The organism is Paraconexibacter antarcticus (assembly GCF_024220175.1).
Classification (GTDB): domain Bacteria; phylum Actinomycetota; class Thermoleophilia; order Solirubrobacterales; family Solirubrobacteraceae; genus Paraconexibacter; species Paraconexibacter antarcticus.
On the sequence record NZ_CP098502.1, the window covers coordinates 352,472 to 369,135 of the forward strand.

13 protein-coding genes are annotated in these 16,664 nt (G+C 74.4%); 7 read left to right on the forward strand and 6 right to left on the reverse strand.

The features are described from left to right. Positions 1-17 precede the first annotated feature (17 nt). The gene (locus tag NBH00_RS01845; RefSeq protein ID WP_254571653.1) at positions 18-1,487 is read left to right on the forward strand and encodes an aminotransferase-like domain-containing protein; all 1,470 of its coding nucleotides are present in this window, start codon (positions 18-20) and stop codon (positions 1,485-1,487) included. Between the two features lie 124 nt (positions 1,488-1,611). Here the strand turns inward: NBH00_RS01845 and NBH00_RS01850 are convergent, their stop codons facing one another. The 3 genes from NBH00_RS01850 to gad form a co-directional block, all read right to left on the reverse strand. Further along, on the reverse strand, positions 1,612-2,010 hold the full coding sequence (locus NBH00_RS01850; RefSeq protein WP_254571654.1) for a CBS domain-containing protein: 399 nt from the start codon (positions 2,008-2,010) through the stop codon (positions 1,612-1,614). 140 nt (positions 2,011-2,150) lie between these two features. Then, positions 2,151-2,762 (reverse strand): TetR/AcrR family transcriptional regulator, encoded by a 612-nt coding sequence (locus NBH00_RS01855; RefSeq protein WP_254571655.1) that lies wholly within the window; start codon positions 2,760-2,762, stop codon positions 2,151-2,153. A gap of 57 nt (positions 2,763-2,819) precedes the next feature. Beyond that, positions 2,820-4,205 (reverse strand): glutamate decarboxylase, encoded by a 1,386-nt coding sequence (gad, locus tag NBH00_RS01860; RefSeq protein ID WP_254571656.1) that lies wholly within the window; start codon positions 4,203-4,205, stop codon positions 2,820-2,822. A 108-nt stretch (positions 4,206-4,313) separates the two neighbouring features. Here gad and NBH00_RS01865 point away from each other — a divergent pair, with 108 nt between their 5' ends. The 4 genes from NBH00_RS01865 to NBH00_RS01880 all read left to right on the forward strand — a co-directional run bounded on the left by NBH00_RS01865 (position 4,314) and on the right by NBH00_RS01880 (position 10,965). Then, positions 4,314-5,462, forward strand: coding sequence for an acyl-CoA dehydrogenase family protein (locus tag NBH00_RS01865; RefSeq protein WP_254571657.1), 1,149 nt, complete (start codon positions 4,314-4,316; stop codon positions 5,460-5,462). Between the two features lie 9 nt (positions 5,463-5,471). Then, positions 5,472-7,355 (forward strand): ATP-binding protein, encoded by a 1,884-nt coding sequence (locus NBH00_RS01870; RefSeq protein ID WP_254571658.1) that lies wholly within the window; start codon positions 5,472-5,474, stop codon positions 7,353-7,355. Continuing rightward, positions 7,352-8,872 carry an acyl-CoA carboxylase subunit beta gene (locus tag NBH00_RS01875; RefSeq protein ID WP_254571659.1) on the forward strand — a complete coding sequence of 507 codons (1,521 nt, stop codon included), beginning with the start codon at positions 7,352-7,354 and terminating at the stop codon, positions 8,870-8,872. Before NBH00_RS01870 ends, NBH00_RS01875 begins: the two co-directional genes overlap by 4 nt. A gap of 182 nt (positions 8,873-9,054) precedes the next feature. Continuing rightward, positions 9,055-10,965 (forward strand): serine/threonine-protein kinase, encoded by a 1,911-nt coding sequence (locus NBH00_RS01880; RefSeq protein WP_254571660.1) that lies wholly within the window; start codon positions 9,055-9,057, stop codon positions 10,963-10,965. 100 nt (positions 10,966-11,065) lie between these two features. Here NBH00_RS01880 and NBH00_RS01885 read toward each other — a convergent pair whose 3' ends face one another. Beyond that, entirely contained in the window at positions 11,066-11,446 is a 381-nt protein-coding gene (locus NBH00_RS01885) for a nuclear transport factor 2 family protein (protein ID WP_254571661.1), read from the reverse strand. A gap of 47 nt (positions 11,447-11,493) precedes the next feature. Here NBH00_RS01885 and NBH00_RS01890 point away from each other — a divergent pair, with 47 nt between their 5' ends. Together NBH00_RS01890 and NBH00_RS01895 are read left to right on the forward strand one after the other, a co-directional pair. Then, complete coding sequence (locus tag NBH00_RS01890) at positions 11,494-12,858, forward strand: alpha/beta hydrolase family protein (RefSeq protein WP_254571662.1); 1,365 nt, start codon at positions 11,494-11,496, stop codon at positions 12,856-12,858. 64 nt (positions 12,859-12,922) lie between these two features. Then, positions 12,923-14,413 carry a DUF2156 domain-containing protein gene (locus tag NBH00_RS01895; RefSeq protein ID WP_254571663.1) on the forward strand — a complete coding sequence of 497 codons (1,491 nt, stop codon included), beginning with the start codon at positions 12,923-12,925 and terminating at the stop codon, positions 14,411-14,413. Positions 14,414-14,483: 70 nt separating this feature from the next. Here NBH00_RS01895 and NBH00_RS01900 read toward each other — a convergent pair whose 3' ends face one another. Both NBH00_RS01900 and sucD read right to left on the reverse strand, forming a co-directional pair. Further along, complete coding sequence (locus NBH00_RS01900) at positions 14,484-15,374, reverse strand: type IV toxin-antitoxin system AbiEi family antitoxin domain-containing protein (protein ID WP_254571664.1); 891 nt, start codon at positions 15,372-15,374, stop codon at positions 14,484-14,486. Positions 15,375-15,778: 404 nt separating this feature from the next. Further along, complete coding sequence (sucD, locus tag NBH00_RS01905) at positions 15,779-16,663, reverse strand: succinate--CoA ligase subunit alpha (RefSeq protein ID WP_254571665.1); 885 nt, start codon at positions 16,661-16,663, stop codon at positions 15,779-15,781. Position 16,664 lies beyond the last annotated feature (1 nt).

Consider the following 16,664-nt stretch of genomic DNA (forward strand, 5'->3'; position numbering starts at 1 on the left):
CGGGTATGCTCCCGAGAATGGACCCCGTCGACCAGAGCCAATCGCCGGTCCAATTCCTCGCGGTCGACGAGTTCGCCGGCGTGCTCGGGGCGTGGACGCTCCGCTCGGGACCGCGGTACGCGTGCCTGGCCGAGGCGATCGCCGACGCGATCGCCCAGGGCGTGCTGCCCGCCGGGACGCGGCTGCCGCCCGACCGCGCGCTCGCCCGGCACCTGCAGGTGAGCCGCGGGACGGTCGTCGCCGCCTACAGCGAGCTCGCCGAGCGCGCGCTCGTCGTCCGGCGTCAGGGCAGCGGGACGACGGTCAGCGCGCGCGGGCGCGCGCCGGTCGGCCGCCACCTGCGCAACGAGGGCTTCACCCGGCAGGTCAGCGGCCCGGCCGTCCCGATCGACCTCTCGACGGCCGCGCCCGTCCACGACGACGTCGTCGGCCGGCTGCTCGTCTCGACGGGGGACGCCGTGCGGGCCGGGGCGCCGGTCCACGGCTACGCGCCGCTCGGGCTGCCCGCGCTGCGCGAGGGGATCGCGGCGCGGCTCACCGCGCGCGGGGTCCCGACGACCGCGTCGCACATCCTCATCACCGCCGGCGCGCAGGGGGCGCTGCACCTCATCATCGCCGCGTACCTGCGGCCGGGCGACCGGGCGATCGTCGAGACGCCGACCTACCCGGGGGCGCTCGAGCTCCTCTCCCGCGCGGGTGCCGTCGTCGAGGGCGTGCCGCGCGACCACGCGGGCCCGCGCCCGGCGCAGTTCCGCCGCGCGCTCGAGACGGGTGACGCGGCGCTCGCGCTGCTCGTCCCGACGTGCCACAACCCGACGGGGACGACGATGTCCGAGCGGCGGCGGCACGAGCTGCTGGCCGCGATCCGCGACGAGGACGTCCTCCTCGTCGAGGACCTCACGATGGTCGACACCGTCTTCTCCGGTCAGGCGCCGCCGGACCTCGTCGCGCTCGAGCCCGACCGCGTCATCGCCGTCGGCTCGTTCAGCAAGGTCCTGTGGGGCGGGCTGCGCACCGGCTGGATCCGGGCGGACCCGGCGACGATCCTCCGCCTCGGCCGCCTGCGCACCGCTCAGGACATGGGCTCCGGCGTCCTGGACCAGGTCGCCTGCCTCGCGGCCCTGCCGCAGCTCGACGAGATCATCGCCGGCCGCCGGGCGATGGCCGCCGAGCGCTGCGCCGTGCTGACGGCGGCGCTGGCCGAGCAGCTCCCCGACTGGGAGGTGACCGCGCCCGACGGCGGCTACGGGCTGTGGGTGAAGCTCCCGCGCGCGAACGCGCCGGAGGTCGTCGCCGCCGCGCTGCGGCACGGCGTCGCGATCGCGGGGGGCGGCGTCGGCGCGGTCGACGACCGCCACCTCGACCACGTCCGCATCTGCTTCACGCTCGAGCCCGGCCTGCTCGTCGAGGCGGCGGCCCGGCTGCGCGAGGCGTGGGACGAGGCGGCCGCGGGCGACGCGACGGCCTGCGCGGCGCCGGCGGTGTAAGCCGACGGTCAGCGGGAGCCCGTCCACTTCCCCCGAGCGGGCTCGGGCGAAATGGACGGCGCACCGTGGGGGCGCGGGAGCGCGTCCATTTCCCCCGACCAGGGTCGGGGGAAATGGACGGCCTTCAGCGGGCGGTGCCGCAGAAGTGCGTGCGCGTCTCGTCGAGCGCGACGACGCCGACGAGCGTGCCGTCCTCCGCGACGACCGGCACGCGGCGTGACGGCGCGTCCATGACCGCGGTGCGTGCTTCCTCGGCGCTCGCGCCCGCCGCGACGGTCGGCCCGTCGTGGGCGATCGAGCGCGCGGGCGCCGCCGGGTCGGGCGCGCCCTCGGCGTCCTCCCGCGTGAGGACGCCGGCGAAGCGCCCGTCCTCCGCGAGCACCGCGAGCCGGCGGCTCGTGCTCGCGGCGAAGAAGGCCTGCACGTCCGCGACGGTGGCGGACGCGTCGGTGGCGGTGAGCTTGACGTGCACGAGGTCCGCGGCCGTCAGGCCCGCCGCCTCGTCGATCGCGATATCGGCCATGGGCCCATCATCGCGCGTCGAGCGTCCATCTGCCCGGGGATCCCCGGGCAGATGGACGCTCGACGCCGCCCGGGAGGGCAGGTCGGGCCCGCGCCGCCGGTGACGCCTCAGCCCGCGCCGCCGCCCGCGGCTCCGGGGGCTCAGGTCGGGTCCGCGCCGCCCCCGACCACGAGGTCGACGTACCCGTCGGCGATCTGCTGCGGCTTCAGGCGCCCGCCGGGCCGGTACCACTGGACGGTGTGGTTCACCATGCCGAGGAGGGCGGCGAGGAGCAGGCGGCGGTCGCCGTCGATCGCGCCCTCGGTCCGCGCCTCGTCGAGGAGCTTCTCCACGACGCGCTCGAAGGCCTTGCGGGTGCGGCGGACCTCGGCCCACTGGTCACCGTGGTCGATGACGTGCCGCTCCTGCTGGAAGACGAGCATGTGGTCGCGGTGCTCGATCGCGTGCGCGACCCACAGGCGGACGACCGCGCGCAGGCGCTCCGCGGCGCCGCCGTCCCCCGCCGCGAGCTTGCGCGCGTCCCCGAGCAGCGGGTCCATGAGCTGGTCGCAGATGCGGATGAGCAGCTGCTCCTTGCCGCCGAAGTAGTGGTACAGCCCACCGGCCGCGAGGCCGATGCCCTCGCTCAGCTCCTGCACCGACGTCTGGTCGTAGCCGCGCTCGGCGAAGACGTGCGCGGCCGCGGTGACGACCCCCGCCTGGCGGCGGTCGTAGCGCTCACGGAGCGCGGGGCTGGTCGGTGCCTTGGCCATCCGCCCGCGCACTCTACCGACCGACCGTTCAAAGTTCGAACGGTCGTTCAACAAACGTCAGTGGTGGAAGGAGGACCGCGAGTCGTCGGCGGGGACGGAGGACCCGTGGGCCTCGAGGCGCTCGACGACGCGTCCCAGGTCCTCGACGAGGATCCGTGCGAGGTCGTGCGTGAAGCCCGAGCGCACGCAGATCCGCAGGACGGCCATGTCGTGGATGCCCTCCGGCATGCGGTAGGCGGGGATGATCCAGCCGCGCGCGCGGATGTGCTCGGAGACGTCGTAGACCGAGTAGCCGGTGACGTCGTCCTTCAGGCGGAAGGCGAAGACCGGAAGGTGCGAGCCGTCGGAGACGAGCGCGAACGGCCCGAGCTCCGCGATCTTCGCCGCGAGCGCCGTCGCGACGTCGCGCGAGCCCTGCTGCACGCGGCGGAAGCCCTCGAACCCGAGCCGGACGAACGTGTAGTACTGCGCCGCGACCTGGGCGCCCGGCCGCGAGAAGTTCAGCGCGAAGGTCGGCATCTCGCCGCCGAGGTAGTCGACCTTGAAGACGAGCTCCTCCGGCAGGGCGGCGGGCTCACGCCACACGACCCACCCGATGCCGGGGTACACGAGCCCGTACTTGTGGCCGGAGGCGTTGATCGACTGGACCCGCGGCAGCCGGAAGTCCCACACGAGCTCGGGGTCGACGAACGGCGCGATGAAGCCGCCGCTCGCGCCGTCGACGTGGATCGGGACGTCCGGCCCGCCGCCGGCCGCGAGCGCGTCGAGCGCCGCGGCGATCTCCGCGACCGGCTCGTAGCTGCCCTCGAACGTCGACCCGAGGATCGCGACGACGCCGATCGTGTTCTCGTCGCAGTGGGCGGCCGCACCCTCCGCCGTGAGGTACGGCGCCTCGGCGGTCACCGGGACGCAGCGCGCCTCGACATCCCAGTAGCGGCAGAACTTCTCCCAGCAGACCTGGACGTTCGCGCCCATGACGAGGTTCGGGCGCGACGCGTCGAGCCCGGCGGCCTGCCGCCGCTCCCGCCAGCGCCACTTCAACGCGAGCCCGCCGAGCATGCACGCCTCGCTGGACCCGGTCGTCGAGCAGCCGGTGGCGTCGGCGCCGGGCGCGGCGTGCCACAGCTCGGAGAGGATGTTCACGCAGCGCCGCTCGAGCTCCGCGGTCTGCGGGTACTCGTCCTTGTCGATCATGTTCTTGTCGAGGCAGGCGTCCATGAGCTCGCGCGCCTGCGGCTCCATCCACGTCGTGACGAAGGTCGCGAGGTTCAGGCGCGAGTTGCCGTCGAGCATGAGCTCGTCCTCGACGAGCATGCGCGCGTCGTCGGCCGCCATCCCGTCGGGCGCGAGGCGCAGGCGGGGCACCGGGTCGGTCCCGGGATGCCGGTGTGCGGGCGCGACGACGTCCTCGGTCGCGGACGGCTCGTGCAGGTGGAGGGCCATGCGGACGACGGTACCCGCCCCGGCCGTGAGCCCACGCGTCCCTGAGCACTCCCTCATCTGTTGAACGAGCATTCGAACTTTGAAGGATCATTCGGTATGGTCCGCCGCATGTTCTTCGATCTGCCCGACGAGACCAAGGCCCTGCAGGAGTCCGTCCGCGACTTCGCGCGCAGCGAGGTGGCGCCCGCCGCCGAGCACCTGGACCACACGAAGTCCTTCCCCTACGAGCTCGTCGCGAAGATGGGCGAGCTCGGGTGGATGGGCATCCCCTTCCCGGAGGAGGTCGGCGGGTCCGGTGGCGACTCCCTGCAGTACGCGATCGCCGTCGAGGAGCTCACCCGGATCGACTCGAGCGTCGCCATCACGCTCTGCGCCCACACGTCGCTCGGCACGCAGCCCGTGTACCTCTTCGGCACCGACGAGCAGAAGGAGCGCCTGCTGCCCGACCTCTGCGCGGGAAGGAAGCTCGGCGCCTTCGGCCTCACCGAGCCGGACGCCGGGTCGGACGCCGGCAACGTGAAGACGCGCGCCTCGCTGAGCGACGGCGTCTGGACGATCGACGGCGCGAAGCAGTTCATCACGAACGCGGGCACCGACATCTCCGGCCACGTCGCGATCACCGCGGTCACGGGGACGGATGCCAACGGGCGCAAGGAGGTGTCCAACCTCATCGTCGAGAACGGCACCGCCGGCTACGAGCAGGGGACGCCCTACCGCAAGATGGGGTGGAACGCGTCCGACACCCGGCCGCTGACCTTCACCGACTGCCAGGTCCCGGAGGAGAACCTCCTCGGCCCCCGCGGCAGCGGCTTCAAGCAGTTCCTCCACATCCTCGACATCGGCCGGATCGGCGTCGCGGCGATGGGCGTCGGCCTCGCGCAGGGCGCCCTCGACGAGGCCGTGAAGTACAGCAAGGAGCGCCAGGCCTTCGGCCAGTCGATCTCGAAGTTCCAGGCCATCCAGGGCAAGCTCGCCGACATGGCGACCGAGATCGAGGCGGCGCGCCTGCTGACCTACAAGGCCGCGTGGGAGAAGGACCAGGGCCGCAACTTCACGCTCACCGCCGCGCAGGCGAAGCTCAAGACCGGTCGCCTCGCGGTCCGCTGCGCCGAGGAGGCCGTCCAGATCCACGGCGGCTACGGCTACATCGAGGAGTACCCGGTCTGCCGCATGTACCGCGACGCGAAGATCCTCACCATCGGCGAGGGGACCGACGAGGTCCAGCAGATGGTCATCGCGCGGGCGCTCGGGGCGTAGGCGACCGCCGTGTTCTCCGGCCCGGTCCTGATCGCCAACCGCGGCGAGATCGCCGTGCGCGTCGCGCGGTCCGTGCACGCGCTCGGGCTGCGGTCGGCGGCGATCTTCACCGACGCGGACGCCGACGCGGTGCACGTCGACACGTGCGACACCGCCGTGCGCGTTGAGTCCTACCTCGACGGCGCGGCGGTGCTCGAGGCCGCGGCGCGGGCCGGGGCCGCGGCGGTCCACCCCGGCTACGGCTTCCTCAGCGAGAACGCGGGCTTCGCGCGCGCCGTCGTGGACGCGGGCCTGACGTGGATCGGGCCGCCGCCGAGCGCGATCGAGCTCATGGGCGACAAGGGCGCGGCGAAGGACGCCGCCGTCGCGGCGGGGGTGCCGGTCGTGCCCGCGGTCGCGCCGGACGGCAGCGGCGATCCCGTCTACCCGGTCGTCGTGAAGGCGGTCGCGGGCGGCGGCGGCAAGGGCATGCGCGTCGTGCGCGCGGCGGGCGAGCTCGTCGAGGCGACCGCCGCGGCCAAGCGCGAGGCGATGAGCGCGTTCGGCGACGACCGCGTCATCGTCGAGCGCTACCTCGAGCGCCCGCGCCACATCGAGGTCCAGGTCCTCGCCGACGCCCACGGCACCGTCCTGCACCTCGGCGAGCGCGAGTGCTCGCTGCAGCGCCGCCACCAGAAAGTCGTCGAGGAGGCGCCGTCGCCGGTCGTCGACGCGGCACTCCGGGCCCGCATGGGCGAGGCCGCGGTCGCGCTCGCGCGGGCGGCCGACTACGTGGGCGCCGGCACCGTGGAGTTCATCGTCCCCGAGACCGCGCCCGGCGAGACCCCGTCCGAGTTCTTCTTCCTCGAGATGAACACGCGCCTGCAGGTCGAGCATCCCGTTACCGAGCTCGTCTACGGCGTCGACCTCGTCGAGCAGCAGCTCCGCGTCGCCGCCGGCGAGCCGCTCGCGCTCACGCAGGACGCGCTGCAGCCGTCCGGCTGGGCGATCGAGGCGCGCCTCTACGCCGAGGACCCGGCGGCGGGCTTCCTCCCCGCCACCGGCACCGTCGTCGGCTACCGCGAGCCGGCCGGCGCCGGGGTGCGGATGGACTCCGGGCTGCGGGTCGGGAGCGTCGTCGGCACGCAGTACGACCCGATGCTCGCGAAGGTCATCGCGTCGGGCGCCGACCGCGCGGAGGCCGTCCGCCGCCTCGACCGGGCGCTCGGCGAGCTCGAGCTGCTCGGCGTCGCGACGAACGCGGCGTTCACCCGGGCGCTGCTCGCCCGCGAGGACGTCGCGGCGGGGGCGATGGACACCGGCCTGCTCGAGCGCGTGCTCGCGGCCGAGGACCTCGACCTGCTGCCGCCGGACGACCTCGTCCCCGCCGCGATGCTCGCGGCCTGCGGGACGGCGCGACCCCCCGGCCCCTGGCGCCGGGTGCTGGAGGACCACGGCGCCGTCGTCGTCGACCGCGGCCGCGTGAGCGTCGGCGAGCGCTCGTGGGCGGCGGACGTGCGCCCGCTCGCCGAGCCCGGCCGCGTCCGCGTCACCCTCGACGGCGTCTCGCGGGCCTACGCGGTCAACGCGACCGACGCCGTCGTCCACGTCTCGCGGGACGGGCACCACGTCGCCGCCGTCACCCACGTCCCGGTCCGCTCCGGCGCGGGCGCCCTCGCCGGGTCGCTCGCCGCGCCGATGCCCGGCACCGTCCTGCTCGTCCACGTCGCGAACGGCGACACCGTCGCGGAGGGAGATGTCCTGCTCGTGCTCGAGTCGATGAAGATGGAGCTCTCGATCACCGCCCCGAACGCGGGGACGGTCGAGGGGCTGGACCTGAAGGTGGGGGACCGGGTGGCGCTGAAGCAGCCGCTCGTCGCCGTGACGAGCGCCGACGAGGGGGCCGGCTCATGAGCGGCTTCCGCGACGGCCAGCTCGCGCTCATCGACGAGCTGAACGAGCGCCTGGCGCGCGCCCAGGGCGGCGGCGGGGAGAAGTCCCGCGAGCGCCACCACGCGCGCGGCAAGCTCCTGGCCCGCGAGCGGATTGCCCGCCTCTGCGACCCCGGCACCCCGTTCCTCGAGCTCTCGCCGCTCGCCGCCGACGGGGTCTACGACGACGACACGCCGTCCGCCGGCATCGTCACCGGCGTCGCGACGATCCACGGCCGCCCGTGCGTCGTCGTCGCCAACGACGCGACCGTCAAGGGCGGGACGTACTACCCGCTGACGGTGAAGAAGCACCTGCGTGCGCAGGAGATCGCGCTGGAGAACCGGCTGCCCTGCGTCTACCTCGTCGACTCCGGCGGCGCGTTCCTCCCGAAGCAAGACGAGGTCTTCCCCGACCGCGAGCACTTCGGCCGCATCTTCTTCAACCAGGCGACGATGAGCGCGAAGGCCATCCCCCAGATCAGCGCGGTGCTCGGCTCCTGCACCGCCGGCGGCGCGTACGTCCCGGCGATGAGCGACGAGACGGTCATCGTCCGCAACCAGGGGACGATCTTCCTCGGCGGGCCGCCGCTCGTGAAGGCGGCCACCGGCGAGGAGGTCACCGCCGAGGAGCTCGGCGGCGGCGACGTGCACGCCCGCACGTCCGGCGTCGTCGACCACCTCGCCGAGGACGACGAGCACGCGCTGCAGATCGTCCGCGACATCGTCGCGACCCTCCCCGAGGCGCCGCCGGCGCCGTGGGCCCGCAGCACGCCGGTGCCGCCGCGCGAGGACCCCGAGGAGCTCCTCGACCTCCTGCCGCTCGACACCCGCACGCCGTACGACGCGCGCGAGCTCATCCGCAAGCTCGTCGACGACAGCGCGATGCACGAGTTCAAGGAGCTCTACGGGGAGACCGTCGTCTGCGCCTTCGCAAAGATCGACGGGCACCCGATCGGGGTCATCGCGAACAACGGCATCCTCTTCAGCGAGTCCTCGCTGAAGGCCGCCCACTTCATCGAGCTCTGCGACCGCCGCAAGGTCCCGCTGCTGTTCCTGCAGAACATCTCGGGCTTCATGGTCGGCAAGGACTACGAGGCCGGCGGCATCGCGAAGGACGGCGCGAAGCTCGTCACCGCCGTCGCCTGCGCCCGCGTCCCCAAGCTCACGGTCATCGTGGGCGGCTCCTACGGGGCGGGCAACTACGGCATGTGCGGCCGGGCCTACTCGCCGCGCTTCCTCTTCATGTGGCCGGCCGCGCGCGTGTCCGTCATGGGCGGCGAGCAGGCCGCGACCGTCATGACCGAGGTCGGCCAGCCGGACGTCGGCGCGGCGCTGAAGGAGCAGTACGACGAGCAGGGCAAGCCGTGGTACGCCTCCGCGCGCCTGTGGGACGACGGCGTCATCGACCCCCGCGAGACGCGCGCCGTCCTCTCCCAGGCCCTCGCCGCCGTCGCCTGCGCCCCGCTCGAGCCGATCGCGAACGGCGTCTTCCGCATGTGAGCCGGATCTGCGCCCACGGGGCTTCATCCGGTCGGGAGATGGTGCAGGGGGCCATCTCCCATCGCGCCGGTGACGCCACCGCAAGGTGAATGAAGATTCAGGGTGCCCACGACCCACGGAACCTTCGTTCACCTTCCGCGGGGACGGTTGGGGTGGCGCGCTCGCGGGTAGGTTCCGCCGACGTGCAGCCCCTTGATTCCACCTCGACCGTGCGCCGGATCGGCCGATATCGCCTCGACGGCGTGCTCGGGCGCGGCGGTATGGGCGTCGTCCACGAGGCCTTCGACGAGGTGCAGCAGCGCCGCGTCGCCCTCAAGCTCCTGCGGCCCGGCAACCCCGACCAGTCCTCCGGCGAGCGGTTCGCCAAGGAGATGCAGATCGCGGTCTCCCTCGAGCATCCGAACGTCGTCCCCGTCTACGAGACCGGCGAGGAGGACGGCGTCCGCTACCTCGCGATGCGGCTCGTCGACGGCGAGGACCTCGGCGCGGTCATCCGCCGCGAGGGCGCCCTCGACCCCGGGCGCGTCGCCCGCCTCGGCCGCCAGATCGGCTCGGCGCTCGACGCCGCCCACGCGCAGGGCCTCGTCCACCGCGACGTGAAGCCCGGCAACGTCCTGCTCACCGGGCACGACGACGAGGAGCACGCCTACCTGACGGACTTCGGGCTCACCCGCGACGCCGACGACGGCCTGACCCAGACCGGCCAGTGGATCGGCACCGTCGACTACGCCGCCCCCGAGCAGATCGAGGCCGGCACGCTCAGCGCCCGCACCGACGTCTACGCCTTCGGCTGCGTCCTCTACCACGCGCTCACGGGCGGCCTGCCGTTCGAGGGGACGTTCACGGCCAAGGCGATGGCGCACTCGACGCAGCCGCTGCCGTCGGTCCGCCTGCCCGCCTCGCAGCACGGCGCGCGGATCGACGCCGTCCTCGCCCGCGCGACCGCTAAGGCGCCCGGCGAGCGATTCGCCACCGCCGGCGAGCTCGCCCGTGCGCTCGCAGCAGCCGTCACCGCGCCCGACGACGACCCCGGCCAGGCGACCGCCGCGATGCCGGCCATCCTGCCCGAGGAGGTCGCGGCCGCGGACGCGGCGCAGGCGGCCGACGAGGGGGCCACCGTCGTCCAGCCCACCGCGGTCACGACGCCTGCGCCCGCTGCCCGCACCCCGCGCGTGCGTGATCCGCTTCCGGCCGGGACGCCGCGGGCACGCCGCCGCGCTCCCGCCGCGCCGGTCGCGGCGGCCGCGGCCGCGGCCGCCGGTCCCGCCGCCGTCGCCGCCGCTGCTGCGGACGCGGCCGCCGGTGCGCCCTCCGGCCTCGGCCCGTCCTGGGCCTCCGGCGCGCCACACACGGGTGGCCCGGCCCGCCGCGGGCGCCTGCTCGCCCTCGGTGCCGCCGCGCTGCTCGTCCTCGCGCTCGCGGTCGTCCTCCTGAGCGGCGGAGGCGGCGACGGCACCAAGGCGACCTCGGGGGACAGGACGGCGGCGAAGGCCTCCGGCAAGCGGACCTCGTCCAAGGCGTCCGGGTCGAGGACCGCGTCGGGCGCGAGCACGAAGGCGGCGCCCCCCGCGCCGGTCGTCGCCCCCGCCACCGTGGCCTACACCGCCACCAAGGGCGCGTACACGACCCGTGTCCCGGCCGGCTGGTCGACGTCCGGCGAGCAGGACCTCGGCGGGGTGAAGCGGACGATCTTCACCGGCCCTGACGGCCAGACGCTGCTCATCGACGCGACCCCGGGCATGGCGCCGTCGTTCGGGCGGGAGGGTCGCACCGTCACGGGGACGACGCACTTCTCCACCGCGCTCGGCGCCGTCGTCGGCTACCGCTTCACCGGGCAGCCGGCGTACTGCGCGACCGGCTGCGTCGACTACCAGCTCGACCTCGGCGGCCACGGCTTCGCGGTCCAGGCGGGCGGGACGCCGGAGGCGCGCGCCGCCGCCCGCAAGGCGATCGGGGCCCTGCAGCCGACCGCCGCCCCGGCCCCGGCCCCGGCCGCGACGAGCCCTGCGCCCGCGGCCCAGCCCCAGCCCCAGCCCGCCGGCAAGGTCCCGCCCGGGAAGGCGAAGAAGCACGGCAGGAAGAAGGACGGCTGACCCGGGCCGGACCGGGCCGCCGGCCCCCGGCCACCGTCCCCGGTCCTCGCCCGTGGGCCTTCGCCCGCGGCCTACCGCCCCCGGACGGACGGGCGCCGGTTCAGCCCGGCCGCGACGTCGTCGGCGTGATGCGGAGCGACCGCACGCGCTCGCCCTCGAGCCGGACGATCCAGATGACCCCGACCCCATCGTGGACGGCGCCGTCGACGGTCTCCCCGTGCGCGGTCCCGAAGACGACGACCCCGCTCGCGGCGATCCGCAGGTCGCCGGGCACGATCTCCAAGCGTCGCCAGATCGCGGCGACGTCCGCGAAGTACTCGCGCAGCCCGTCGTGGCCGCGGTAGGGCTCGGCGCGGCCGGCCTCCGACGCGGTCCCGATCGCCCAGACCTCGACGTCGTCGGTCGCGAGGGCGATGATCGCCTCGACGTCGCGCTGCCCGAAGGCCTCGAAGACCGCGCGTACGACGGTTCCGGCATCCACCGGTCCGATGCTACCGCGGCACTCCGCACCCCGATCGGTCACAGTGCGTGCTCGTGCGCCGCGTCCCGCTCCTCACCGCCGTCGTCACGGCCGCGACCGCGCTGACCCTCGCGGCGGCGGCCGCCGCGCCGGCGTCCGCGTTCGACCTCACCCGCGAGACCGCGAACTTCGCGAAGATCGGCGAGCGCCCGCGCCTGGAGCCCGCCGCGCACCCGCTGAGCGCCCCGTCCCGCCCCGTGCGGTTCGTGAACCGCAACGGCGCGCTGCTCTCCGCCCACCTGTGGCTGCCGCCGACGACCGTCCGCCTCGAGGGCCGGCTCCCGACGGTCGTCTTCGTCAGCGGCGACCTCGCCCCCGAGACGTTCTACTGGTTCGCCGCCGCCGCGTTCGCCCGCTCCGGGTACCTCGTCCTGACGTTCGATCCGCAGGGCCACGGGCTGAGCGACACCTTCGGGACCGGTGCCGACGCGAGCCGCCACGTCGCCGTGCAGCAGGCCGCGGAGAGCGGGACCGTCGAGGCCGCCGCCGACGAGGACGCCGTCGAGCAGACCCAGGACGCCCTCGCCTTCCTGCTCTCGACGCGGGCGAAGCCCTACCTCCCGCCGGCGCCCGACGGCACGCCCGCGACCGCGGGCCACGCGGCCACGCCGGGTCAGCGGCGCCAGCAGGCCGAGGTCGCGAGCGGGAAGGCGGCTCGTGCGAACCCGCTCTACGCCCGGGTCGATGCGCGCCGCATCGGGCTCGTCGGCCACTCCCGCGGCGCGGACGCCGTCTCGATCCTCGCCGCGCGCGACCACCGCGTCCGCGGTGGCGTCGCCTGGGACGACCTGCTCGCCCAGACCTCGGAGACGCCGCCCGTGCCGCTGCGCCCGCGCGTGCCCGTCCTCGGGATCGCGGACGACTACTACCAGGCCCCGACGCCGTTCCTGCAGGCCCCGGACCCGGCCGGCCACCTCGCCGGCTTCCTCGCCGCCCGGGCCGCCGGGGTCGACAGCGCCGAGCTCGTCCTCCGCGGAGCGACCCACTACGAGTTCTCCTACGCCGCCGGGGTCCCGCTGCCCGCGACGCTGCGCGGTGTCGACTTCGCCACGTGGTACGCGACGGCGTGGCTCGATCGCTACGTCAAGGGGGACGGGCGAGCGACGTCGCGGATCCTCACCGGTCGCTGGCGCGCCGACCCCGTCGAGGCGAGGGTCGACCCGACCCGGGACGGCAACCTCTTCAGCTTCTACTACCGCTCGCAGCTCGCGGTCCACCGGCCGTCGACCCTCGTCGGGCACGGCCGCAGGCGCCACCTGAAGGCGGGCCGCCTCGTCACGTGCGCGGATCTGCGCAGCGGCTGCCCGGCGCTGCTCCCGGCCGCCGCCGACACGGGTCCGGGCCGCTACCAGGTCCTCACGCCCGAGCCGTGACCGACCCCGTCCGGACGGGAGGTGGTCAGGTGGCCGTCAGGTTCGACCTGCGACCATGAGTGTGATGACCGACACGATCCTGCCCCTGGTCACGGGCCGGACGCGCAAGCCCCGCGGGCGCTCCACCCGCCCCCGCCTGCCCGCCGGCAACCGCCTCCTCGCTACTCTCGTCCTCGCGGCAGCCGCCGTCAACGGCCTGTTCGCGCTCGCGCTGGCACCCTCCTCGCGGTTCGAGATCGCGGACCCGACGCAGCACATCGACAACCGCCTGTGGGCGGCCGGCGTCGCCGCGCTGCTCGTCCCGCTCGGCTGGGGCCTGCTCCGCCGGCGCCGCGGCGCCTGGATCGTCAGCTGCGCCCTGCTCGCCGGCGTCGTCGGCGTCGACCTCGCCTACGGGGAGCCGCCGACCGAGCTCCTGCTGCCCCTGATCGCGCTCACAGGGGTCCTCCTCGCCCGTCACCGCCTCGTCGCCGTGAACTACCGCGAGACCCTCCGCGCACACACCGTCCCGACGCACGAGGCGATGATCCGCACGCAGGCGCTCATCGACGAGTACGCGACCGACTCGATGGCGCCGTTCAAGCTCCGCGAGGACGTGGGCCACATGTTCAGCGACGCGAGGGACGCCGTGCTCGCCTTCCGGGTCGAGAACCGCGCCCTGCTCGTCGCGAGCGACCCGATCGGCAGCCCCGAGGGCGTCGCCGAGGTCATCAACCGCGCCCGCAGCCTCGCCCGCGGCGCCGGCCTGCGCTTCGGCATCGTCGCCGCGAGCGAGGAGCTGTGCGACCGCATGCGCAGCGAGTTCGGCATGCGCCCCATCTACCTCGGGTGCGAGGCGATCGTCGACGCGACGGCCTTCACCCTCCAGGGCCACAAGATCAAGAAGGTCCGCCAGGCCTACAACCGAGTCCAGCGCGAGGGCTTCGTCCTCGAGTGCAAGCGCTTCGGCGAGCTGACGGACGCCGAGCGCGCCGAGCTCGCCGCCTGCCAGGAGCGCGGCCGGCCGCCGGAGGAGGAGCAGTCCTTCGTCATGGCGCCGGAGACCTACGACGCGCACGGCTCCGAGCGCTCGATCGTCGTCCAGGCCCGCCACGCCGAGGACGGCCACGTCGGCGCCTTCATGGTCTTCATGCCGCTGACGCAGCGGAAGATGTGGTCGCTCGCGATGCAGCTGCGCGATCCGGACTCCCCGAACGGGACGGTCGACGCCCTCATCGCCTTCGCGCTCCTGCAGGCGAAGGAGCACGGCGTCGAGGAGCTCTCCCTGAACTTCGCCGCCGCCCGCCGCTACGTCTACGAGCCGGTCTTCGGCTTCTGGCCGCGGGTCGCGAAGGCGCTCGCGTACCTCGCGATGCGCTGGACCCAGATCGACCAGCTCCGGTACCACAACGAGAAGTTCTCGCCGACGTGGGAGCCCCGCTCGGTCATCTGCGAGCACGTCCTCGAGGTCCCGCACCTCGCCTTCGCCGTCATCTGGCAGGAGGGGCAGCTCCCCCGCCCGAACGCCTTCATCCGGCCGGCCTGGCCGCAGCGCTCGGACGCGCTGCCGGCGTAGCGCGCAGCCGCCAGCCGCGTCTCGGCCCACCACCGTCGCCGACTGACAGCTGACGCAGACCTGTCCTACCTCAGCTGTCAGTCGGCGGCGTGGGCAGGGCCGCTCGCACGGTCGCGGCCGTCTCGAGGGGTCGGCGGGTCACGTCGCTCCACGTGAGCCGGAGGACCACGTAGCCGCGGGCGCGTAGCCACGCGTCCCGCTCGGCGTCCCGTCGCCGCTGGGCGGCCGTCCGGTGGAAGCGCCAGCCGTCGGTCTCCACGACGACGCGCACCCCGGGCCAGAGGAAGTCGAGCACCCACGGACCCATGGGCTCGTTGATCAGCGGGCGCGGGAGGCCGTGCTGTGCGCAGAGCTTCAGGAAGCGCAGCTCGAGGACGCTGCGGACCAGCGCCGGGTCCACGGCATCCTCCAGGATCGCCCGGAGCCCGCGAATGCCGCGCCGGCCCCGCCAGCACACGACATCGGCCGCGAGCGGCGTGGGGTCGAGGTGATGCCGCACCTGCGCCTGTTCGAAGACACGGGCGAGCCGATCCGACGGGAGCACGCCGGCCAGGTCGAGCAGCGTCCTCGGCAGCGTCGTGACCCGGAGCCCGAGGTGGGTCGTCACGTGCTCGGGCGCCAGCACGGCCCGGTGGACGACGATGCCGTTCCGATGCCCCCGCCCTGTCGCGGCCGGGACCGTGACCGCGAGGGGGACCGCGCCGGACAGGACCTCCCAGTGGGCGGCGGCGGCCTCGAAGCTCAGGGTGCTCTCCGCGCCCATGTGCAGCAGGGCCGCCTGGAAGCGCCCGATCCGCGTGCGCGGCTTGGCGCCGACGAGGTAGACGCGCGCGTGCTCGCGGACGAGCCATCCCTCCCGCGTCCAGCGGTCGATCCGCGCGCGGGTCGCGCCCGCGGCCAGCAACTGGTCCCACGTGATGCGCCCGTGCTGGCGACCGGCCACGCGGAGGATCTCGGTCATCGGGGTGCCTGAGGTCACACCCTCCGTAGGTCGGGGCGCGACGGCTTCGCCCCACCGGACGGGTCGATCTGGCGCGTCACCGCTCCCCCGCCGCGCCGACTGACAGCTGACGCAGACCTGTCCTGCCTCAGCTGTCAGTCGGCGGACGCGGCTCCGCGGGGTGGAGCGCGGCGCGCCCCGCGCCCGCGCCCGCCCGCGCAGCCCACCGGCAACCGCGCCCCCACCGGCAACCGCGCCCCCACCGGCAACCCGCCCCACCGGCAACCGCGCCAGCACCGCCAGCCCGCCCCACCGGCAACCGCGCCAGCACCGCCAGCCCGCCCCACCGCCAGCCCCCGAGAACGACGAGCGCCCCGGGTCTCCCCGGGGCGCTCGGACCGGCAACGGCGGAGGACGACCAGGCGTTACGCGGCGGCGCCCAGGATCTCCATGGCGATCTTCGCGACCTGGGTCGGCGTGCGGCCGACCTGGACGCCGACGGCCTCCAGGGCCTCGGCCTTCGCGGCGGCGGTGCCGGCCGAGCCGGAGACGATCGCGCCCGCGTGGCCCATCGTCTTGCCCTCGGGGGCGGTGAAGCCCGCGATGTAGCCGACGACCGGCTTCGTCACGTTGTCCTTGATGTACGCGGCGGCCTGCTCCTCCGCGTCGCCACCGATCTCACCGGACATGACGATGAGCTCGGTCTGGGGATCGGCCTCGAAGAGGGCGATGATGTCGATGAACGACGAGCCCGGGACCGGGTCGCCGCCGATGCCCACGATCGACGAGTTGCCGAAGCCGGCCTGGGCCAGCTCGTTGCCGATCTGGTAGGTCAGCGTGCCCGAGCGGGAGACGACGCCGACGTTGCCCTCCTTGAAGAACGACGCCGGGATGATGCCGACGTTCGCCTTGCCGGGGGACAGGAGCCCCGGGCAGTTGGGCCCGATGAGCCGCGTGTTCGGGTGATCGCGCTTGAGGCGGTTGAAGAGCATGAGCTCGTCGTGCGCGGGGATGCCCTCGGTGATGACGACGATGAGCTCGACGCCGGCCTCGGCGGCCTCCTGCGCGGACGCGGCCGCGAACGGCGGCGGCACGAAGATCATCGCCGCGTTGGCGCCGGTCTCCGCGACGGTGTCGGCCCAGTTCGCGAAGACGGGGATCCCCTCGACGTTCTCGCCGGCCTTCTTCGGGTTGATGCCGCCGACGACGTTCGTGCCGTACGCGCGGTTGTTCAGCGTGTGGAACGAGCCCTCGCGGCCGGTGATGCCCGCGACCGCGAGCTTCGTGTCCTTGTCAATGAGGATCGACATG

What these genes read in the sequence shown, in the direction of transcription:
- NBH00_RS01845 (WP_254571653.1), top strand. Translation starts at nt 18, where the DNA reads ATGGACCCCGTCGACCAGAGCCAATCGCCGGTCCAATTCCTCGCGGTC.
- NBH00_RS01850 (WP_254571654.1), bottom strand. Translation starts at nt 2,010, where the DNA reads ATGGCCGATATCGCGATCGACGAGGCGGCGGGCCTGACGGCCGCGGAC.
- NBH00_RS01855 (WP_254571655.1), bottom strand. Translation starts at nt 2,762, where the DNA reads ATGGCCAAGGCACCGACCAGCCCCGCGCTCCGTGAGCGCTACGACCGC.
- gad (WP_254571656.1), bottom strand. Translation starts at nt 4,205, where the DNA reads ATGGCCCTCCACCTGCACGAGCCGTCCGCGACCGAGGACGTCGTCGCG.
- NBH00_RS01865 (WP_254571657.1), top strand. Translation starts at nt 4,314, where the DNA reads ATGTTCTTCGATCTGCCCGACGAGACCAAGGCCCTGCAGGAGTCCGTC.
- NBH00_RS01875 (WP_254571659.1), top strand. Translation starts at nt 7,352, where the DNA reads ATGAGCGGCTTCCGCGACGGCCAGCTCGCGCTCATCGACGAGCTGAAC.
- NBH00_RS01895 (WP_254571663.1), top strand. Translation starts at nt 12,923, where the DNA reads ATGACCGACACGATCCTGCCCCTGGTCACGGGCCGGACGCGCAAGCCC.
- NBH00_RS01900 (WP_254571664.1), bottom strand. Translation starts at nt 15,374, where the DNA reads ATGACCGAGATCCTCCGCGTGGCCGGTCGCCAGCACGGGCGCATCACG.
- sucD (WP_254571665.1), bottom strand. Translation starts at nt 16,663, where the DNA reads ATGTCGATCCTCATTGACAAGGACACGAAGCTCGCGGTCGCGGGCATC.